The 17,869-nt window shown below is 67.8% G+C and carries 20 protein-coding genes; 8 read left to right on the top strand and 12 right to left on the bottom strand.

The window, feature by feature from the left end; translation table 11 throughout:
* Window positions 1-30: 30 nt before the first annotated feature.
* Window positions 31-780: a PEP-CTERM sorting domain-containing protein gene (locus FF090_RS02150; RefSeq protein ID WP_175423473.1), complete on the bottom strand. Its 750-nt coding sequence runs from the start codon at window positions 778-780 to the stop codon at window positions 31-33.
* A gap of 212 nt (window positions 781-992) precedes the next feature.
* On the opposite strand from FF090_RS02150, the gene FF090_RS02155 reads away from it, so the two are divergent.
* From FF090_RS02155 to FF090_RS02165, 3 genes are read left to right on the top strand one after another with little or no spacing between them, the layout of a single operon-like run.
* Complete coding sequence (locus FF090_RS02155) at window positions 993-1,694, top strand: YecA/YgfB family protein (protein ID WP_138855164.1); 702 nt, start codon at window positions 993-995, stop codon at window positions 1,692-1,694.
* Window positions 1,694-2,620, top strand: a complete 927-nt coding sequence (locus tag FF090_RS02160; protein ID WP_138855165.1) for a hypothetical protein — start codon at window positions 1,694-1,696, stop codon at window positions 2,618-2,620. The genes FF090_RS02155 and FF090_RS02160 overlap by 1 nt, the downstream gene beginning before the upstream one ends.
* Before the next feature lie 44 nt (window positions 2,621-2,664).
* Complete coding sequence (locus FF090_RS02165) at window positions 2,665-3,636, top strand: hypothetical protein (protein ID WP_138855166.1); 972 nt, start codon at window positions 2,665-2,667, stop codon at window positions 3,634-3,636.
* A gap of 269 nt (window positions 3,637-3,905) precedes the next feature.
* Here FF090_RS02165 and FF090_RS02170 read toward each other — a convergent pair whose 3' ends face one another.
* The 3 genes from FF090_RS02170 to FF090_RS02180 are packed head-to-tail and all read right to left on the bottom strand — an operon-like array spanning window position 3,906 to window position 6,086.
* Window positions 3,906-5,222: an Hsp70 family protein gene (locus FF090_RS02170; protein ID WP_138858262.1), complete on the bottom strand. Its 1,317-nt coding sequence runs from the start codon at window positions 5,220-5,222 to the stop codon at window positions 3,906-3,908.
* 52 nt (window positions 5,223-5,274) lie between these two features.
* The gene (locus tag FF090_RS02175; RefSeq protein ID WP_138855167.1) at window positions 5,275-5,589 is read right to left on the bottom strand and encodes a hypothetical protein; all 315 of its coding nucleotides are present in this window, start codon (window positions 5,587-5,589) and stop codon (window positions 5,275-5,277) included.
* Complete coding sequence (locus tag FF090_RS02180; RefSeq protein ID WP_138855168.1) at window positions 5,586-6,086, bottom strand: DinB family protein; 501 nt, start codon at window positions 6,084-6,086, stop codon at window positions 5,586-5,588. The genes FF090_RS02175 and FF090_RS02180 overlap by 4 nt, the downstream gene beginning before the upstream one ends.
* A gap of 88 nt (window positions 6,087-6,174) precedes the next feature.
* Between FF090_RS02180 and FF090_RS02185 the strand changes: the two genes are divergently transcribed.
* The 3 genes from FF090_RS02185 to FF090_RS02195 are packed head-to-tail and all read left to right on the top strand — an operon-like array spanning window position 6,175 to window position 9,205.
* Window positions 6,175-7,284 (top strand): type 1 glutamine amidotransferase domain-containing protein, encoded by a 1,110-nt coding sequence (locus FF090_RS02185; RefSeq protein ID WP_175423474.1) that lies wholly within the window; start codon window positions 6,175-6,177, stop codon window positions 7,282-7,284.
* A complete protein-coding gene (locus tag FF090_RS02190; protein WP_138855170.1) occupies window positions 7,284-7,976 on the top strand; it encodes a response regulator transcription factor in 693 nt (230 codons plus the stop codon). The genes FF090_RS02185 and FF090_RS02190 overlap by 1 nt, the downstream gene beginning before the upstream one ends.
* The gene (locus FF090_RS02195) at window positions 7,973-9,205 is read left to right on the top strand and encodes a sensor histidine kinase (RefSeq protein ID WP_138855171.1); all 1,233 of its coding nucleotides are present in this window, start codon (window positions 7,973-7,975) and stop codon (window positions 9,203-9,205) included. Before FF090_RS02190 ends, FF090_RS02195 begins: the two co-directional genes overlap by 4 nt.
* Window positions 9,206-9,370: 165 nt before the next feature.
* On the opposite strand, the gene FF090_RS02200 is transcribed toward FF090_RS02195, so the two are convergent.
* The 4 genes from FF090_RS02200 to FF090_RS02215 form a co-directional block, all read right to left on the bottom strand.
* The gene (locus FF090_RS02200) at window positions 9,371-10,411 is read right to left on the bottom strand and encodes an antibiotic biosynthesis monooxygenase (RefSeq protein WP_138855172.1); all 1,041 of its coding nucleotides are present in this window, start codon (window positions 10,409-10,411) and stop codon (window positions 9,371-9,373) included.
* On the bottom strand, window positions 10,408-10,719 hold the full coding sequence (locus FF090_RS02205) for an NIPSNAP family protein (RefSeq protein WP_138855173.1): 312 nt from the start codon (window positions 10,717-10,719) through the stop codon (window positions 10,408-10,410). The genes FF090_RS02200 and FF090_RS02205 overlap by 4 nt, the downstream gene beginning before the upstream one ends.
* A gap of 72 nt (window positions 10,720-10,791) precedes the next feature.
* Window positions 10,792-11,226, bottom strand: coding sequence for a hypothetical protein (locus FF090_RS02210; protein ID WP_138855174.1), 435 nt, complete (start codon window positions 11,224-11,226; stop codon window positions 10,792-10,794).
* A 91-nt stretch (window positions 11,227-11,317) separates the two neighbouring features.
* Complete coding sequence (locus FF090_RS02215; RefSeq protein WP_138855175.1) at window positions 11,318-12,589, bottom strand: D-amino acid dehydrogenase; 1,272 nt, start codon at window positions 12,587-12,589, stop codon at window positions 11,318-11,320.
* 269 nt (window positions 12,590-12,858) lie between these two features.
* Here FF090_RS02215 and FF090_RS02220 point away from each other — a divergent pair, with 269 nt between their 5' ends.
* Window positions 12,859-13,086: a hypothetical protein gene (locus FF090_RS02220; RefSeq protein ID WP_138855176.1), complete on the top strand. Its 228-nt coding sequence runs from the start codon at window positions 12,859-12,861 to the stop codon at window positions 13,084-13,086.
* 3 nt (window positions 13,087-13,089) lie between these two features.
* Here the strand turns inward: FF090_RS02220 and FF090_RS02225 are convergent, their stop codons facing one another.
* The 4 genes from FF090_RS02225 to FF090_RS02240 all read right to left on the bottom strand — a co-directional run bounded on the left by FF090_RS02225 (window position 13,090) and on the right by FF090_RS02240 (window position 17,054).
* Window positions 13,090-13,512 carry a universal stress protein gene (locus FF090_RS02225; protein WP_138855177.1) on the bottom strand — a complete coding sequence of 141 codons (423 nt, stop codon included), beginning with the start codon at window positions 13,510-13,512 and terminating at the stop codon, window positions 13,090-13,092.
* A gap of 65 nt (window positions 13,513-13,577) precedes the next feature.
* Window positions 13,578-14,396, bottom strand: coding sequence for a metallophosphoesterase (locus FF090_RS02230; RefSeq protein ID WP_138858263.1), 819 nt, complete (start codon window positions 14,394-14,396; stop codon window positions 13,578-13,580).
* Between the two features lies 1 nt (window position 14,397).
* Complete coding sequence (locus FF090_RS02235) at window positions 14,398-15,123, bottom strand: UPF0149 family protein (protein WP_138858264.1); 726 nt, start codon at window positions 15,121-15,123, stop codon at window positions 14,398-14,400.
* 68 nt (window positions 15,124-15,191) lie between these two features.
* The gene (locus FF090_RS02240; protein ID WP_138855178.1) at window positions 15,192-17,054 is read right to left on the bottom strand and encodes a phosphoenolpyruvate carboxykinase (GTP); all 1,863 of its coding nucleotides are present in this window, start codon (window positions 17,052-17,054) and stop codon (window positions 15,192-15,194) included.
* Between the two features lie 224 nt (window positions 17,055-17,278).
* On the opposite strand from FF090_RS02240, the gene FF090_RS02245 reads away from it, so the two are divergent.
* Window positions 17,279-17,848 carry an MOSC domain-containing protein gene (locus FF090_RS02245; protein WP_138855179.1) on the top strand — a complete coding sequence of 190 codons (570 nt, stop codon included), beginning with the start codon at window positions 17,279-17,281 and terminating at the stop codon, window positions 17,846-17,848.
* Window positions 17,849-17,869 lie beyond the last annotated feature (21 nt).

Here is a 17,869-nt window from a genome sequence, read left to right on the forward strand (position 1 = left end):
GCCGCTTTAGAAGAGCTGTTGCGCGAGCACTCAGGCGCGTCGTGCGCGGCGGCTCGTCAGGACCAGGCCCAGAAGGCCGCTGCCGGCCAGCAGCAGGGCGGTGGGTTCGGGGACGGCATTGCGGTCGGACTGCTTTGCGGTGAAGGAAATCACGCTATTGATCAGGCTGTCGCCCTGATAGTGAAACTGCGAGTTGGTCAGTCCGCTCAGCATCACATAGCCGGCCCCTTGCTCGAAGCCAGCCACGATCGCCTTTCCATTGGTGTCACCCGTCATGAAGGTGGTCATACCCAGACCCAGCACGACATCGTGCGCAAGGTAGCTACCGCACTGGCGCGTGCCGGTGGTGAAGGCTGCGACGCCGTCTGCCGTGAGCGTCCCGCAGGAGTTTGCCGAGTTGCCCCAGTCCAGCGTGGCGCCTAAAAAGTTCACGTCCGAGGTCCAGCCTGCCGACTGAATCAGCAATGCACCGCCGTGGTTGACCCAATTGGTGATCGCGCTGGCATGGCTATTCAGGAATCCATTGAGCGCAGCGTCTGTGTTTGCCCCCCCCTCAAGCATCACAAAACGGTTTGTGGCATTGAAGATCGCCCCGGCGGTTACCGACGCATAGCTGGTGAGCAAGCTGTAGTTGTCGGCGCCAAACACCTGGGTGAAGTGAGTGACATCCCGGTTCTGGCTCCAGGGGTTTTGGGTGACCAGAACCGGAGCAGCGTGGCTGGCGAACGCGGAACACATTAGAGCCAGGGGGGCCAGACGAGAAGGGAGGCGGATGTTCATTCGAGGGACTTTGCAAAGGAGGGTCATCCGGACCGCGCGCTTTGGAGTCGTCGGGCGGTGCGAGGCGCGAAGTGTCGTGACCGAAGGGACTCTTGCCTAGGGCAAACCCTTGTGTTTTTGGCCCTGTCCGTGCTCTAGTTCCCATGACGAATGCCACTCTGGACGATGCCCGTGAAGCCCGTCACGCCCGCCTGGCAGCGGAGAATCCGCCTATGAACCGCCCCTCGCACGCATCCGCCGCCCCAGACCTCGACCTCGACGCCCTGCAGGACCTGCTGGACGCCGTGCCCGCCCCGCTGGAGCCGCTGGATGTGTCCATGCTGGATGGCTATCTGACGGCCATCGCACTGCAACCCAAGGCGCCGCCGCCGGCGGAGTGGATGCGCTGGGTGCTGGATAGCGAAGAAGGCCGCGCGCCGCCGGCCGGTTTCAAGGCCGAGCCCATCCGTGCGCTGGCCATGCGCCGGTTGCAGGAACTGGACGCCGCCATTCGTGGCCGGCAGTGGTGGGACCCCTGGGTGTTCGCCCCGCACGACGAGGACGACGAGCCGGGCGACCCCGAGGATTGGGAAACCATCCTGGGCGCCATCTACCCCTGGGTGGCGGGCTTTGCGCTGGGGGCGGACAGCTTCCCCCAAGGCCTGATGGGCTGCAAGGACAGCGATCTGCTGGAGGGCCTGGCGGGCATCTATCAATTTCTGGACGCCGAGGACCTGGAGGATGCCGATGAGCTGCTGGAGGCCATCGAGGGCATCGAGCCGCCCAAGCATCTGGATGAGGCGGTGGAGCATTTGGTGGCACACAGCCTGTTGCTGGCCGATGTGAGCCGGCCCTTCAAGGCCAAGGCGGCGCCAGTGAAGGCGCCGGCTGGACGGTCCGGGCGGCCCGGGCGGCCGCCGCAGCGCCGGGGCTGATGGTGCTGGCGGCCAGCCGTTTGCAAAGGCTCGGCCAACGCGCCGCGGCGGCGCTTTGGTGCGGCGTGCTGGCGTGGCTGCCCGCCCCGGGCGCGGCCCATCCAGAGCCCGCGCCCGAGTGGCGCTGGATGTTGGCGGACTACGCGCCCACAGCGATGCGGCGCGGGCCGGATGCCGGGCGCGGATTTGCCCAGCGCATGCTCGATGAGGTGCTGGTGCCGGGCCTGACGGGCTTTCGGCATCAGAAGGTCTGGGTGCCCTCGCAGCGCATGGACATGGAGCTGGCAGCCGCCAATGGCAGCTGCGGGCTGCTGTGGCGCAAAACGGCGGAGCGCAGCGCGCAGTGGCTGGTGTCGCGCCCCTTGATCCGGCTGCTGCCGGTGGGGCTGGTGGTGCGGCGCAGCGAACTGGAGCGCTGGCGCCCGTTCCTGAACGAGGCGGGCGAGTTGTCGCTGACGCGGGTGTTGGCCGCCGAGCGGGTGCTGGGGGTGACGCCCCGCGCGCATGGCCCGGTGGTGGATGGCCTGCTGGAACGCCACCCCAATGCCCTGCGCCGCATCCAACTGCTTGATGCCACCCGTGTGGTGCTGACGATGCTGGCGCGCGGCCACGGCACCGATGCGGCCCTGGCCTATGGTTTTGAGGTGGCCTACTTCAACCGACAGCAGCAGGACGGTCGGGCCGAGCCGCTGGCGACCTTGCAATGGCTGCCGCTGGCCGAGAAGACGGACCTGCTTTATAGCCACGCGGTGTGCTCGCGCGGCGAAGTGGGGCGGCAGCAGATTCAGGCGCTGGAGGCCCTGTTGGAGCGCCCCGGGGTGCGCGAACGGCTGCAGGCGCTGTACGAGGAGTGGCTGTCCGAGCCCGAGCGGCGGCGCTTGCATCAGGCGCGCCAGCAATTGGGCGCGCGCTTCTGGCAGGAGTGATGGCCGCTGCCTGACGGCTCGGGCACGGGCTGGACAATGCGGGCATGGACGTCCCCCATGCCGGTCAAGCGCAAACGCTTGCACATGTTTCCAAGGTCGCGCTGAGCCGCCTCGGTTGTGTGGCGCGGCGCTGGGTGTGCGCCGGGGTGCTTGGGTCTTTCTTCAGCTCGGGAGCCAGCCTGGGCGCCGCGCCTGCGCCCGATTGGGTTTGGCTGCTGAGTGACTACGCGCCCTTTGCATTGCGTCAGGGCCCTTTGGCAGGCCAGGGCTACGCACAACGCATGTTGGCCGAGGTGCTCTGGCCCGCGCTGCCGCAGCATCGGCATGCCATTTCCTGGGTTTCGTCCGGACGCTTGTTGGCCGAGCTGGACCAGCAGCCCGCGAGCTGTGCACTGCTACTGCGCAAGACCGCGCAGCGCGCCGCGCAGTGGCACTATTCCCGCGCCTTGATCCGGCACTGGCCGGTGGGAATGGTGCTGCGCCGCTCCGATCTGGAGGATGGACTGCTGCAATGGAGTTCGCCCAGCGACCGCGGCGAAATCGAGCTGGCGCGCTTTTTGGCCGCAGGGCGTGTGGTGGGTGTGATTGGCGACCGCGTGCATGGCGCCTTGGTGGATGAGCTGCTGGCGCGCCACCCAGAGCAGCGCCGCAAGAACCGCCTGGTGAATGCGAACCGCGCGATGTTCGGCATGGTGTCGCGCCGCCATGGTGTGGATGCGACCCTGGCCTATAGCTTTGAACTCAGCCACTACCAGCTCACTGAGCCCCCCGGCGTCGGGGCCGAGGCTCTGGTCTGGATGCCCTTGGCCGAACTGCGCGAAAGCCAGCTGGGCTTCGTGGCCTGCGCGGCTTCGCCTCAAGGGCAGGCCCATGTGGCGGCCGTGGACGATTTGCTGGCGCAGCCCGGCGTGCGCGAACGCCTGCAGTTGCTCTACGAAGCCTGGCTGGCCCCGATGGAGCGCCAGCGTTTGCAGGCCTTGCGACAGCAGATGGGCGCGCGCTTCTGGCAGGAGTGATTAGGTCCTGTTAGCACTACGCGGAGCCGCGCGAACGGACCTGTCCGTCCGCCAGGCTAGGCGCAGCGCGACGCCCAGGCTCGCGCCTGGGCGAGGGCAGCAACGACGCATGGCGGGCGGACAGGCCAGTTCCCTCCGGGTTGCCACCAGAAAGTGGCGCCCACTTCGTTGCGAAGCCTCGCCGGGGGAGCCGCCCCGGCTTCATTTCGCGCCTCGTTGGCGCCACTTCTGGATGGCAACGCGTTGGCTTCGCATAGTGCTAACAGGCCCTAGCCAAACACGCGCCGCGCATGCAGGCCCAGGCCTTGGCCCACCGAGGCCAGCGCATCGCCCTGCACGCGGCGGGCCTGCGGAAAGGCGGCGGCGATGGCATCCACCAAGTGCGTCAGGCCGGTGGAGCCGCCGGTGAAATAGAGGGCATCCACCGCAGCGGGGGTGAGACCAGCGAGCTGCACGCACTCCTGCGCGGCACGGGCGATCTGGGCCACATCGGATTGCAGCGCCTCGACCATCTGCGCCCGGCTGAAGGGCCAACGCAGGCCGGCCTCGATCTCGCCCAGGTCAAAGGCGTGGGTGCTGTGCGGGCCGTCCGGCCCATGACCGCCCAGTGCGATCTTGCCGGCCTCGGCCTGGTTGGCGAGGTGGTGGCCCAGCTGCAGTTCCAGCACGGCCAGCAGGCGGGCGTGCTGGGCGGGGTCGGCGTAGTCGGCCTTGCGGCCGCGCACCTCGGCCAGGCGGGCCGGGGTGTAGCAGGTGTTGATCAGGTGCCAGGTGGCGAGGTCGAAGGTGATGCCGCTGGGCACTTCGCGCGCCGTGCCGTCGGGGCGTTGCGGGCCCAGCGCACCATGGCCCAGCGCGCGCATGGGTGCGGCCAGGTTCACGCGGCGGTCGAAGTCGGTGCCGGCGATGTGCACGCCGTGGTGGCCCAGGATGTCGGCCCGGCGGTCCAACTGCGTGCGCCGCTGCGGACCCACGCGCACGAGTGAGAAGTCCGAAGTGCCGCCGCCGATGTCGGCCACCAGCACGGTTTGCTCCGCGTCGATCTGGCTCTCGTAGTCGAAGGCGGCGGCGATGGGTTCGAACTGGAAGGCCAGTTCCTCGAAGCCCACGGCGCGGGCGCAGGCTTCCAGTGCGGCCTGGGCCTGGGCGTCGCGCGCCGGGTCGCCATCGACAAAGAACACCGGGCGGCCCAGCACGGCATGGGTCAAGGGGCGGCCACCCTGGTGGGTTTCGGCCACGCGCTTGAGCCGCTTCAGATAGCCGGCCACCACATCCGCATACTTGGCCGAGCGCCCGCCGCCGACATCGGTGTGGCGCTCCAGCAGATCGCTGCCGAGGATGGACTTCATCGAGCGCATCAGCCGGCCGTCAAAACCCTCCACATAAGCCGCCAGCGCGGCGCGGCCAAAGGCCCGCGGCGGGCCGTCGGCGTCGTGCGGGCCCTCGGCGTAATAAAACACCGCGGTGGGCATGGTGCGGGCCTGACCCTCCAGGGGCACCAGGGCCATGCCCTCTGCCCCTTGGGGTGCGGGCAGCGCGACGGCGGAGTTCGAGGTGCCGAAGTCGATGGCGCAAAAGGACGGCATGGCCATGGGTGGCTCCTGGAAAAAGGGGCGGGATTGTGCCCGCCCTGGCCGTTCAGCGCGTGGGGCCGCAAAGCCCTGGGGTGACCAACAGAATGTTGAGGCCCTTGGCGGGCACTTCGAAGGCCACGCTGCGCTCGGCACCCGGTGCCGGCCGGTCGGTCTGCGTGAAGGCCAACCCCTGTTGCTTGAGCAGGGCGGCCAGATCCTGCGGCGTGCGCACGGCCGCTGCATCGGGCAGCTTGCGCGCCAGCACCGCCAACGGATGGCATTCGCCGTGGCGGGCCATCAGGCGCCATTCGGGGGCCGCCAGCACGGGGCCCGCGAGGGCCAAGCCTGCCAGTGCCAAGCCCAGCCGCCTGGCGCTCATGATGTCCGCCGTTGAGGATAGGCCAGGTGGAGATGGCGGGTGTACAGATCCCGGGGTGGGGCGATGCCGATGTCCTTGAGGCGTTGGCCCACATTGCCGCGGTGGTAAGCGCCATGCGTGATCAGGTGCAGCAGCATCTCCTCGCGGCTCATGCAGCCGGCGTCGCCGTCGGTGAAGCGAAAGTGCAGCAGCTCCTGGCGCTGGGCGGGGCTCAGGCCGCGCACATGCGCCTGCAGCCAGTCATTGGTGGCGGCCACCTCGGTGCGCAGGGCCTCCAGCGTCGGGGTCTCCACCGTGTTGGTGGCCTCAAAGGGGGCGGCCTCGCCGGCCAGATGGGCGCGGAACAGGCGGTCCACCACATGGATGTGATTGAGGGTTCGCAGACTGGCGTGCAGCGTGTCGGCGTGCTCGGGGCCGAGCTGGGCCAGGCCTGCCAACAGCTCGGCGTCGGCCCAGGCCTTGTAGGCGAACAGGGATTGCAGGGTGTCGGTGCTCATGGCCGTTCATCATGGCAGCGCTTTGATGTTTTCTTGATGCCCGTTGGCGAGCATGTGGGCGTTCTCAACTGCTGCAAGGCGAGTCGCCATGAAGATCCATCAAGCTTTTTCCGCTCTGGTGCTGGGGTGTGTTGCCCTGGCCGCCCAGGCCAGTCCCAAGGTGCTGCTGGTGCTCAGCAGCGAAGGCCGTGACGCGGGCAAGACTCGCCCCGGCTTCGAGATGGATGAATACGCGCTGGCCTATCAGGTGCTGCGCGCCAACGGCCTGCAGATCGAGGTGGCCAGCCCGGCCGGCGGTGCGGTCGAGGCCGACAAGTTCAACCCGGAGGATGACCACATCAAGGCCCTGCCGCCCGAGGCCCTTGCGCTGCTGAAGGCTACTCGTCGCACCGGCGAGTTGAAGGTGGGCGAGCACCAGGCGATCTTCGTGGTGGGTGGCAAGGGGGCGATGTTCGACCTGCCGCGTGACCCCGCTCTGGCCCATCTGTTGGGGGCCCATGTGCAGCGCGGTGGCGTGCTGGCGGCGGTCTGCCACGGGTCGGCAGCGTTTGCTGAGGTCAGGATTGAGGGGCGCCCCTTGGTGCAAGGTCGCCGGGTTACCGGCTTCACGGACGAAGAGGAGGCGGTGTTCGGCAAGCGCTGGGCCAAGGAGTACCCCTTCTGGCTGGAGCAGCGCTTGCGCGAACAGGGCGCGCGTTGGGAGGAGGCTGCGCTGATGAGCCCCAAGGTGGTGGTGGATGGCCGTCTGGTGACCGGCCAGAACCCCTTCTCCACGGCCCAAGCGGCCGAAGAGTTGGTGCGCCTGCTGGGCCAGAAGCCCGTGGCGCGCACGCCCTTCAAGGAGGAAGCCAGCATGAATTTGGTGACACGCTGGCTGGGCGGCGAGAAACAGGCGGTGCGGGCGGCGCTGCAGGCCGAGCCGCAGAAATACAAGGCCGACCTGATCGCCATGCTGGGCGTCTACCAGTTCAAATCGGCCGCCGACGACACCGCTCGCCGCCAGGCCCTTGCCGTGATGGAACTTGCCCAGCCCCACTTCGAGCACCCGCGTTTGCGTTTGACCCTGGCCCAGGCGCATGCAGCGCTGGGCGAAGCCGCCGCCGCCCGCCGCTTGCTGCAGGCTTTGCTGGCCGAGCCCAAGTTGGCGACGCAGGATCGCAACGAGGCGCAGAAGAGCCTGGAGGCTTTGCCGAGCTGATGAGCCGCCTGCCTCTGCACATCCTGGTGGTGGAAGACCACGCCCCCTTGCGTGAGCAGGTGGCAGCGGCCCTGCGCGCGGCCGGCCATCGGGTGGAGGAGGCGGCCGATGGCCGACTGGGCCTGCAGCAGGCGGTGCAGGATCTGCCCGATGTGCTGGTGCTGGACCTGGGCCTGCCGGGCCTGGACGGCCTGCGCCTGTGCGAACGCCTGCGCGAGCAGGCGGCCCGCCATGTGCCGGTCTTGATGCTGACCGCCCGCGATGCCCTGACCGATAAATTGGCCGGCTTCGAGGCTGGCGCTGACGACTACCTCGTCAAGCCATTTGCCGCCGAGGAGCTGCTGGCGCGCGTGCGGGCGCTGGGCGCACGCCGCCTAGCCGGCGCGCAGCATTGCTTGCAGATCGGGCCGCTGCGCCTGGACCGCCGCAGCGGTGAGGCCTGGCGCGACGGGCAGCTGTTGGCGCTGCCGCCCACGCCGGCGGCCATCCTGCGCCTGCTGGCCGAGGCCTACCCTCGGGCGCTCACGCGCAGCGAGCTGACTCACCGCCTGTGGGCCGATGAGGCGCCGGAGTCTGACCCCTTGCGCAGCCACATCCACCTGCTGCGCCAGGTGTTGGATCGGCCCTTCGCGGCGCCGCCCCTGCTGCGCACGGTGCACGGGCTGGGCTTTCGCTTGGTGGTCGAGGCATGAGCTACAGCCGGCGATTGATGCTGGCCTTCTGGGCCTTGGCCTTGCTGATCTGCGCGCTGTTCAGTCTTTTTGCCATGGCCTTTGCCTACACGGTGGAGGACCGATTCCTGGATCGGCAGCTGGCCCAGGAGGCGGCCCGCCTGCAAGCTGGGCGCGACGCGACGGGACAGTGGCCGCCGCCCAGTGCGCCGCAGTACCGCCTTCTGCTGCAGGCCCGCGAGCTGCCGGATGGCGTGGCCGACCAACTGGCGGCGGAACCCGGCCGGCGCGAGTTCGCCGGTTCGCAGGGCCGCCACTATCACTTGCTGAAGCTGGAGGAGGCTTGGCTGCTGGCCGAGGTGAGCGACTGGCTGGTGGTGCGTCCGCAGCGCGAGGGTTTGCTCACCTGGCTGGCCCTGTGGGCCTTGGGTGCCACCTTGCTGGCTTTGGCCCTGGGCGCCTGGCTGGCGCGACGCATGGCGGGGCCGTTGGAGCGCTTGGTGCAGCGCTTGCAGCAGGGGCGGCCCGAGCAGCTGCCGCAGGGCCTGGCGCAAGGGCTGGCGCAGGATGAGCTTGGCACCCTGGCCCGCACCTTGGACGCCCTGCATGCCCGCACCCAGGCCTTCATAGCGCGCGAACAGGCCTTCACGCGCGATGTCAGCCACGAACTGCGCACCCCGCTGGCGGTGCTGAAGATGGGCCTGGACCCGCAGCAGACGCGGCTGTGTGCCGCCACCGCGGCGCTGGAGCAAACCCTGGACACCCTGCTGCTGTTGGCTCGCGAGGATCTGCCCCAGCCGGTCGAGCCGACCGCGCTGCTGCCGCTGGTGGAGCAATGGGCCATCGACACCTTGCCGACGGACGACACGGACGTGGCGCTGCAGGTGGATTTGCAGGCCGGCGACCGCCTGGCCCTGCCCCCGGAGGTGCTGCGCCTGGTGCTCGCCAATCTGTTGGGCAACGCCTGCGCCCATGGGCTGGGTCGGGTGCGGGTGAGCTTCGAGGCTGGGGTGCTGTGCATCCGCAACCCCAGCGCGGCCTTGCCGGCGGGCCTGGGGCAGGCCTTTGTGAAGGGCGAGGGCAGTGCGGGCTTTGGCCTGGGTTTGAGCATCGTGCGCCGGCTGCTGGAGCGCCACGGCGCCCAGCTCGACATCGGTCACGAAGCCGGCGAGACCGAGGTGCGCGTCAGCTTGGGAGGGTCTGCAAACCCCGTGCAGCCCGCGTTTGCGAGAGAACCGGCCGGATCGTAGGCGGCGCGCGAAGGTCGGACTTGATGTCCGACGGCCGAGCGCGCCAACGACCGAGACGGCCGGTTATCTCGCAAACCCATGCGGGCCAAAGACTTTTCGGGCGATGGCCGGCGTTGCAAGCCTTGCTCAGGCCACCAGCCTGAGCTGTGGCTCGCGCCTTGGCCTTCATCCCGAAAAGTCTTGGCGCGGGCGCAGGGGGCTTTGCAGACCCTCCCTTGCAGGCAGTGGGCCAAGTACCGCGCTGAGGCGCGCCGCGCCCAAAGGCGTCAGCGCCAGCGCGCGTTCGCCGCTACGGGTCTGCAGCCATTGCTGCTCCAAGGCATGGGCCAGCAGCGCGCGCGGCCAGGGTCCGGCCAGGTGGTCGCGGCGCTCGCTCCAGTCCAGGCAGGCGTGGGCCACGGCGGCGGTGCGGCGGCGCCAGGGTTCGGGGTCCATACCCAGCGCGGCCATGGCGGTCAGGCCGGCATCGGCCAAGCGGTAGTTCGACGCCTCGTCCGGCACCAGCCAGCCATCAGCCAGGCAGTGTTGGGCCAGGCAGACCCCCAGGCGGCCGGCCAGATGGCCATAGCAGCGGCGGGCGTAGCGCAGCTCGCTCTGCCGCAGCCAGGGGCTGGTGCCGCGCTGGCGATCGGCCACCAACTGCAACGCCTGCAGGGCCTGGGCCACGTCGGCATCGGCCAGCCGGTAATAGCGATGACGGCCGCGCGGCTCGCAGACCAGCCAGCCGGCGTCCAGCAACTTGCGCAGGTGTGCGCTGGCGGTGGCTGCGCCCACGCCGGCGGCGCGCGCCAGCTCGCTCGCGCTGGCCAGCTCACCGCTGAGCAGATGGCTGAGCATGGCGGCGCGGCTGGGGTCGGCGATCAGGGTGGCGAGGGGCTGCAAGTTGCACGGGGCTTGGTCTCTTTCGTTCAGCCCGTAGTCTCGAAGAACCTGGGCCACGCGCAGCCGGTAGTCGGTAAACAGGCCGGCGCGCCCGGCGGCCTGGGCGGCCCGGTGCTCGCCCTGCTCGCGCCAGGCCCGCACGCTGGATTCGTCGGTCCAGAAGCTCAGGGACAGCAGCTTGCCGGGCTGGCTCAGGCTCTCGAAGCGTTCGATGGACAGAAAGCCGGGCATCCTTGACAAGGATTCGCGCAGGGCGGCAGCCTGGGCCAGGTAGTCGGCCTGTGTGTCGGGCGCGAGCTCGACTTCAAAGATCACCGCGATCATGCCGGCTGCACCGGTTCGGTGAAGGTGCGCTGCTCGACGCGAATGAAGCGCTCCTTCGCCGCAAAGGCGAAGTTGGCCTGAGCCTCGGGGTCGGCTTTGAGGCGTTGGCGATAGGTCTCGTAGGTAGCCAGGCTGTCAAAGCCAATCAGGCCCCAGGCCTCAGTGTTGCTGCCCTCGTGCGGCAGCCAATAACCCAGCAGCTTGCCCCCTAGGCGCGGAATGATGTGCAACCACGCCTGGGCATAGCGGCGGAAGTCTTCCTTCTGGAAGGGTTCGATTTCGTAGCGAATGAAACAGGTGATCGTCATGGCGGGTTCCTCATGCAGAGCCGCCATGTTCGGGGCCGGGCCGCCCTCAAGACTTCGTTGCAGAACGAAGCATCAGCCCGCGGGCTCCAGGGCCAGGGTCCATTGGTGGCGGTCTTCAAAGGGCAGCAGGAACAGCATCCGCCCGGTTTCCCGGAAGGTTCCCTCCAGCATCAGGCGCCCATCGTTGGAGCGGTAGACCCGCAGGCCGCGATGGTGACGCACTTGGCCGGGCAGGATGGGCACGCCCCGCACGGGGACTTCCTGCTCATGGCTCAGCACCCCGTCCTGCCATTGCACACCTGGGCCGGGTGCGTGGAGCGCCAGGCTGCGCTCGACCCATTGGCCGTCGCGGTGCTGCCAGCGCCAGTTGAGGGTTTCGCGGGTTTGGCTCAGGGTCAGCAAGGAGTCCGGCTGCAGCGCCTCCAAGTCCACCCAGGGATTGGGGAAGTGCTGGGCACGCTGGGTGCCGAGACCTCGAAAGCGGTAGCTGCCGCTCAAGGACGTCATCGCGTTCTGCGTTCGGGCGGGTGGTGTCTGCGCGCAGGCTGTCAAAGACAAAACGGCGGCGCCCAATAGGTAGTGACGCCGGTTCAGGCGATCACACTCCATAGAAGTGGAATTCCGTTTCCGGGCGTTTGCCGCTCATCAAGAGTGCCAGAGCCTGCCCGCTGCCCGCCCCATGGGTCCAGCCCAGGGTGCCGTGGCCGCAGTTCAGCCATAGGTTGCTCAAGCGCTTGCTGCGCCCGATGTAGGGAATGTTGGTGGGCGTGCTGGGGCGCAGGCCGGTCCAGTAATTGGGCTCGCTCAGATCGGCCACGCCGGGGAACAGCTCTTCATAGCGCTGCACCAGCGCGGCGCAGCGGGTGCGGGCGGTGGGGGTGTCCAGGCGGGTGTCCAGTCCCACCAGCTCGGCCGTGCCGGCGATGCGGATCTGGTTGCCCAGGCGGCTGATGGCGATCTTGCGCGTGTCGTCCAGCAGGCTGACGGTGCTGGCCGCCTCGGGGCGCTTGAGATTCAGAGTGGCCGAGTAGCCCTTGGCCGGGTAGATGTTCAGGCAATCGGCCACCGGATTGACCAGGCCGGGCGCGTAGCTGGCCAGGGCCACCACATAGGCGTCGGCCTTGAGGGTCTCGGTCTGCCCATCGGGATTGCGGACGCGCACGCCGCTGATCTGCTGGCCTTGCTTTTCCAGCGCCAGGATGTGTGTGTTGAAGCGCTTGACGGCGCCGCGCTCAAAGCACTTTTGTGCCAGCTTCTGGGTAAAGACCAGGGCGTCACCGCTCTCGTCGCTGGGCGTGTAGGTGCCGCCAAAGATGTTCGGTCCAAAACGAGCCAGTGCCGGTTCGACCTTCAGCACCTCGTCGCGGCTCAGCACGCGCCGGTCCACGCCGTGGCGACGCATCACCTCGGCGCCGGCGGCGCCGTTGTCCAAATCCTGCTGGCTGCTGAAGAAATGCAGGATGCCCTTCTCCAGTCGGTTGTACTCAATGCCGGTGGCCGGCACCAACTCCTTGAGGCAGGCGTGGCTGTAACGGCCCAGTTGAACCAACTCTTCGACGTTTCGCTCAAAGCTGGCGGTGGTGCACTGCATCAGGAAGCCCAGGCCATAGCGCATCTGGGCCAGCTCCAGGCGGGGCCGGAACAGCAGCGGGGAGTCATCCTTCAGCAGCCACTTGGCCACCTTGATGGGCACCCAGGCATTGGCCCAGGGCTCACAGAAGCTGACCGAAATCTGCGCGCCATTGGCATAGCTGGTTTCGAGGGCGGCGTCGCTCTGGCGATCCACTAGGACCACCTCATGCCCGCACTCCAACAAATACCAGGCGGTGCTGACGCCCACGATGCCGGCGCCCAGTACGACCACTTTCATGGCGTCTCCTTGTCTTGATGGGGCGCACGTTAGCTGATCTGCTTCGCAGGCCTGGATGACGTAGGAATGACAGAAGTCAGGCCCCGAAGCAGGTGTGCGGTTTTGCCAACTGCGGGGGCTTTCTCACCCAAATTGGGGGTGGGCTTTTTCCCGGCGCGGAGCACACTGCAGTCATGCTTCAACAGCGCCAACCGGGTTTGTCAACCGGGTGAGTGCTAGGAGCGCTTCAGTGCAAGTCTGTAGAGCTTCACGCAATTGAGAGGTACCCCATGCGACTCGCTCCCGCACTGCGTTTTCTGCGTCGCCGCTCTGCGCCGGTGGTGCATCCCCACGATCCTGCCGACCTGGGTACCGCGTTCGGCATGGAGGCCACCCTGGAAGAGGATGGCGACTTTGAAACCCGCAGCAAGGGCTATGCGGTACTGGAAAGCCAGCGCGCCCACCCATCCGTCGAGAGCCCGATGGACTGGGTGCGCAAGCGCCGGCCCAATAGCTGAGGTTTAGCGGATCAGCAGCACCGGCACCTCGGATTGCGCCAGCACCTTGGTGCTGATGGAGCCGAGCACCAAACCGCGCAAGGCGCTGTGGCCGTGGCTGCCCATCATGATGAGGTCGTGCTTGCCCTTGGCCGCCACGCTGGCGATGACATCGGCAGCATGGCCGATCTTGTAGACAAACTCGGCCTCGACCCCCTGCTTGGCGAAGAAAGTGCGCAGGGGCTTGAACACTTTCTCGGCCTCGTCCTGGTAGTAGGCCTGCAGCGTTTCCTTGGCGATCACGGCGGCGGCTCGTGGCGGCACGGCGGGTACCACGGTGAGCAAGGTGTAGCGGTGTTGGCTACCCAGCCATTCATCGTGGGTGGTCAGGTAGGCCAGGGCCTTCTTGGTGTAGGGGCTGCCGTCGACGGCGACGAGGACTTTCATGGGGCGCTCCAGGGGATGACGGGACGCAGTGTGCCCGTGGCCCGCATGGCCCTATTTGCTTGGGGTCAAACTGTCAGGCCCAGCGCTTCGATGAAGCCATCCTGCTCGCCCTTGCCGGCATAGCCGCGTGCATTGGCCACCACGCGGCAGCGGCCCATCCGGTAGTCGTGTCGGCAGTGCAGATGGCCGTGCAGCCACAAGTCAGCCTGCGGCAAGAGGGCATCCAGCGCGCTGCAAAAACCCGCCGTGCCGGGCGTCAGGCCATAGCGTGGGTCTGCACTCAGGCCGCTGGGCGCAAAGTGGGTGACGACGACGGTACGGCCCTCGAAGGGCTGGGCCAAGGCGGCGCGCAGCCAGTCCTGGTCGGCCAGGGCCAGTTCGCGCAGGCGTTCGGCCAACATGGGCTTGTCGTCTTCCAGGGCGCTGAAGCGGCGCAGGTAGAAGTTGGCGGCGCGGTAGGCCTTGTCGCGCGCCTTGAGTTGGGCCGCCATGGGGCTGCGGGGATCGACCAGCAGGTCGAAGTCGGCCCATAGCGTGCAGCCCAGGAAGCGGACGCCGTCGATGACGATCAGCTCGCGGTCCAGCCACTCAATGCCGAGCCGCTCGCAGCAGGCCCGCAGTTGGGTTTGCGCCTGCGGCCAGGGCAGGCCGTCGTACTCGTGGTTGCCGGGCACATAGAGCACCCGCTTCCAGGGGGCGCCCAGGCGCGGTGAGAAACGGCTCAAGCCCCAATCGGCGTCGGGGCCAAAGGGCAGCAGGTGCGAGCCGGCCTGGTAGGAGCCGATATCGCCCGCCAGCACCAGCACATTCGCGTCGGGCACGACCTGGGGCTGGAACGCGGGGTCGCGCTCCAGATGCAGGTCGCTGAACAGCTGGAGGCGCAGATCAGGTCGCCCCGTGGCAGGCCTTGAACTTCTTGCCGCTGCCGCAGTGGCAGGGGTCATTGCGACCCAGCTTGGGCGTTTCGTGGCGCACCGGCTCGACGCGGTAGCGCTCGCTCTCGGTCAGGCTGTCGATCTCGACCACGGCCAGCACCATGTCCTCGACCGCCTGGTCCAGGGTCTTGAGCGGGTGCTCGGCATCCAGCTCGGCCATGGCGGCGCGCTCGTCGTCGTCGCTGCAGGGCAGGTGGCGCGCCACGCGGTCCATGGCCAGCTCGATGGCCTCGTCGGTCATGCTGAGCAGGCCGTTCGGGAAGGTGTTCAGCGCCGTGACGAAGCCGCTGGCAAAGGGCACCAGGGGCTTGGAGTAGTCGGGCAGGGTGGCGAAGGCGGGGTCCGGATCGGGCTCCTCGGTGCCGTCCAGTTGCAGCACGATGGGGTCAAACCACTGGTCTTCGGCCAAGGCCTTGCGCAGCGCGGCGTGGCGGCGCTCGATCAGCTCGGTGGTGCGTGCCAGCCAGGCCGGATCGGTGTCGGCCGGCAGCTCGCGGGCCTCGGCATCGAACACATAAGCCAGCCAGTCGGCGGTCTTCAGCAGGTCGGGCTGCACCAGCACGCCGCACAGAAAGCCGTCCAGCATGGCGACATCCATCGCCTCCAACTCGCCAGGGGCGTTCTGGAGCAGGGTGTCGAGTTCGTCGAATTCTTGGGGGGTCAGATCTTTGGCCATGGAGCGATTGTCCTTGCTGAAACGAAAACGCCCGCACTGGGGCGGGCGTTTGATGGGGCGCCTCTAGATCAGTGCGCGGCCAGGCGCGCTTCGATCTGGGCCTTGGTGGCTGGCAGCTCGGCGGGCAGGCGCAGCGCCAGTTGCTGGAACAGCTCGTCGTGCAGCTTCAACTCGGCCAGCCAGTCGGCCTTGTTGATGTGGGTGACGGTCTCGTAATGGGCGTGGGTGAAGTCCAGGCCGGTCCAGTTCAGCTCGTCGTACTTCGGGCTGATGCCGAAGGCGTTCTCGCTGCCGGCGGCCTTGCCGTCGATGCGGTCCAGCATCCAGGCCAGTACGCGCATGTTGTCGCCATAGCCGGGCCAGACGAACTTGCCATCGGCGCCCTTGCGGAACCAGTTGACGCAGAAGATGGCCGGGGCCTTGTCGCCCAGCTTGGCGCCCATCTTCAGCCAGTGCGCAAAGTAGTCGCTCATGTTGTAGCCCATGAAGGGCAGCATGGCGAAGGGGTCGCGGCGCACCACGCCCTGCTGGCCGAAGGCAGCGGCGGTGGTCTCGCTGCCCATGGTGGCGGCCATGTAGACGCCCTCGTTCCAGTTGCGGGCCTGGGTGCACAGGGGCACGGTGGTGCTGCGACGGCCGCCGAAGATGAAGGCGTCGATGGTCACGCCATTGGGGTTGTCCCACTCGGCGTCCAGGGCCGGGTTGTTGGTGGCGGCAATGGTGAAGCGGGCGTTGGGGTGGGCCGCCTTGCGGCCACTGACCTTGGCCTCGGCCGGGGTCCAGTCCTTGCCCTGCCAGTCGATCAGGTGCGCCGGGGCCTCGTCGGTCAGGCCTTCCCACCAGACATCGCCGTCATCGGTCAGCGCCACGTTCGTGAAGATCACGTCGCGGTTCAGGCTGGCCATGCAGTTCGGGTTGGTCAGGGTGTTGGTGCCCGGGGCCACGCCGAAGTAGCCGGCTTCGGGGTTGATGGCGCGCAGGCGGCCATCCGGTCCCGGCTTGATCCAGGCGATGTCGTCGCCGATGGTGGTGACCTTCCAGCCCTCGAAGCCCTTGGGCGGGATCAGCATGGCGAAGTTGGTCTTGCCGCAGGCGCTGGGGAAGGCAGCGGCGACATGACGCTTGACGCCTTGGGGGTTGGTCACGCCCAGGATCAGCATGTGCTCGGCCAGCCAGCCCTGGTCGCGGCCCATGGTGGAGGCGATGCGCAGCGCAAAGCACTTCTTGCCCAGCAGGGCGTTGCCGCCGTAGCCCGAGCCATAGCTCCAGATTTCGCGCGTCTCGGGGTAGTGGACGATGTACTTGGTGCTGGGGTTGCAGGGCCAGGCGCTGTCGGCCTGACCGGGCTGCAGGGGGGCGCCCACAGTGTGCACGCAGGGCACGAAGTCGCCATCGTCGCCCAGCACGTCCAGCGCGCCCTTGCCCATGCGGGTCATCAGCTTCATGTTGACGGCCACGTAAGGGCTGTCGCTGAGTTCCACGCCGATGTGGGCGATGGGGCTGCCCAACGGGCCCATGCTGAAGGGCACCACGTAAAGGGTGCGGCCCTTCATGGCGCCCTTGAACAGCGCGTTCTCGCCGGTTTGCAGCAGGGCGCGCATCTCGTCCGGGGCCATCCAGTTGTTGGTGGCGCCGGCGTCGTCCTTGTTCTGGCTGCAGATGAAGGTGCGGTCCTCGACGCGCGCCACATCGCTGGGGTCGCTCCAGGCCAGGAAGCTGCCCGGGCGCTTGGCTTCGTTGAGCTTCTTGAAGGTGCCCTTGGCGACCAGTTCGGCGCACAGGCGGTCGTATTCGGCTTGCGAGCCGTCGCACCAATAGACGTCGGCGGCCTCGGTGAGGGCGGCGATTTCGGCCACCCAGGCGATCAGGCGGGCGTGTTTGACGTAAGCCGGCACGTTCAGGCGCAGGCCTTCCATCTTGGGCTGGTTCATGACAGAGGAGCTCATAGAAGTGAAAAAAGCTGGAGATGCGGAATTGGGTCAGTTGCCGCTTATGTCTGATCAAGCAACTGACCCAATGCCGCCGGCCTGCTGTCGAACCGGAGCCCGCGATTGTCTGGCCGCTGTAACCCTGCTGTAACTCCCCGGGGGTGTGGGGTTATGCACGTGGCGCATGTTGCAATGCGGGCAATCCTTCCCATTCGTGAAGTAGTTCCATGCGTTTGCTCAGTCTGAACCTCGGCCCGGTGCGGCCTCTGACCACCCTGGATGGCCGGACCGTGCCCAGCGCGATTGGCAAGCAGTCTGCGGTCGGCCCGGTCGCCGTCGGGCACTTGGGCCTGGCAGGCGATGCCCAGGCCGACCTCAGCGTGCACGGCGGTCTGGCCAGGGCGCTGTATGCCTATCCCTCTGAGCACCTCCCGTTCTGGCAAACGGTGCGGGCCCAGGCCCGGGTGGCGGAGTGGGGTGCGGCCATCGCACCGGGTCTGTTGGGCGAGAACCTGTTGCTCGCTGGCCTGCTTGAGTCGCAGGTCTGGATCGGGGACCGCTTGGTGTTCCCGAACTGCGAGTTGCTGGTGAGCGAGCCGCGCATGCCCTGCTTCAAGCTCAATGCAGCGCTGGGCTTTTCCCAGGCCGTGAAGCTGATGAGCCAGAGCGGCTACTGTGGCTTTTATCTGGCGGTTCAGCGCGAGGGCAGCCTCAGCGCGGGCGAGTCCTTCGAACTGCAGCCTGGCCCGCGCGAGGTGGGCATAGCCGAGTTGTTCCGGCAAAAAACAGGGCGCTGAATCAGCGCCCTGCGGGTCTCG

Origin of the sequence: Inhella inkyongensis (genome assembly GCF_005952805.1) — a bacterium.
In the GTDB taxonomy this organism is placed as follows: Bacteria; Pseudomonadota; Gammaproteobacteria; order Burkholderiales; family Burkholderiaceae_C; genus Inhella; species Inhella inkyongensis.

Excerpts from the sequence above, each read along its gene's own strand:
- FF090_RS02180 (WP_138855168.1), bottom strand. The coding sequence starts at position 6,086 with ATGAGCACCGACACCCTGCAATCCCTGTTCGCCTACAAGGCCTGGGCC.
- FF090_RS02200 (WP_138855172.1), bottom strand. The coding sequence starts at position 10,411 with ATGATCGCGGTGATCTTTGAAGTCGAGCTCGCGCCCGACACACAGGCC.
- FF090_RS02155 (WP_138855164.1), top strand. The coding sequence starts at position 993 with ATGAACCGCCCCTCGCACGCATCCGCCGCCCCAGACCTCGACCTCGAC.
- FF090_RS02170 (WP_138858262.1), bottom strand. The coding sequence starts at position 5,222 with ATGCCGTCCTTTTGCGCCATCGACTTCGGCACCTCGAACTCCGCCGTC.
- FF090_RS02150 (WP_175423473.1), bottom strand. The coding sequence starts at position 780 with ATGAACATCCGCCTCCCTTCTCGTCTGGCCCCCCTGGCTCTAATGTGT.
- FF090_RS02205 (WP_138855173.1), bottom strand. The coding sequence starts at position 10,719 with ATGACGATCACCTGTTTCATTCGCTACGAAATCGAACCCTTCCAGAAG.
- FF090_RS02190 (WP_138855170.1), top strand. The coding sequence starts at position 7,284 with ATGAGCCGCCTGCCTCTGCACATCCTGGTGGTGGAAGACCACGCCCCC.
- FF090_RS02195 (WP_138855171.1), top strand. The coding sequence starts at position 7,973 with ATGAGCTACAGCCGGCGATTGATGCTGGCCTTCTGGGCCTTGGCCTTG.
- FF090_RS02245 (WP_138855179.1), top strand. The coding sequence starts at position 17,279 with ATGCGTTTGCTCAGTCTGAACCTCGGCCCGGTGCGGCCTCTGACCACC.
- FF090_RS02240 (WP_138855178.1), bottom strand. The coding sequence starts at position 17,054 with ATGAACCAGCCCAAGATGGAAGGCCTGCGCCTGAACGTGCCGGCTTAC.
- FF090_RS02210 (WP_138855174.1), bottom strand. The coding sequence starts at position 11,226 with ATGACGTCCTTGAGCGGCAGCTACCGCTTTCGAGGTCTCGGCACCCAG.
- FF090_RS02220 (WP_138855176.1), top strand. The coding sequence starts at position 12,859 with ATGCGACTCGCTCCCGCACTGCGTTTTCTGCGTCGCCGCTCTGCGCCG.
- FF090_RS02215 (WP_138855175.1), bottom strand. The coding sequence starts at position 12,589 with ATGAAAGTGGTCGTACTGGGCGCCGGCATCGTGGGCGTCAGCACCGCC.
- FF090_RS02235 (WP_138858264.1), bottom strand. The coding sequence starts at position 15,123 with ATGGCCAAAGATCTGACCCCCCAAGAATTCGACGAACTCGACACCCTG.
- FF090_RS02160 (WP_138855165.1), top strand. The coding sequence starts at position 1,694 with ATGGTGCTGGCGGCCAGCCGTTTGCAAAGGCTCGGCCAACGCGCCGCG.
- FF090_RS02185 (WP_175423474.1), top strand. The coding sequence starts at position 6,175 with ATGAAGATCCATCAAGCTTTTTCCGCTCTGGTGCTGGGGTGTGTTGCC.
- FF090_RS02165 (WP_138855166.1), top strand. The coding sequence starts at position 2,665 with ATGGACGTCCCCCATGCCGGTCAAGCGCAAACGCTTGCACATGTTTCC.
- FF090_RS02225 (WP_138855177.1), bottom strand. The coding sequence starts at position 13,512 with ATGAAAGTCCTCGTCGCCGTCGACGGCAGCCCCTACACCAAGAAGGCC.
- FF090_RS02175 (WP_138855167.1), bottom strand. The coding sequence starts at position 5,589 with ATGAGCGCCAGGCGGCTGGGCTTGGCACTGGCAGGCTTGGCCCTCGCG.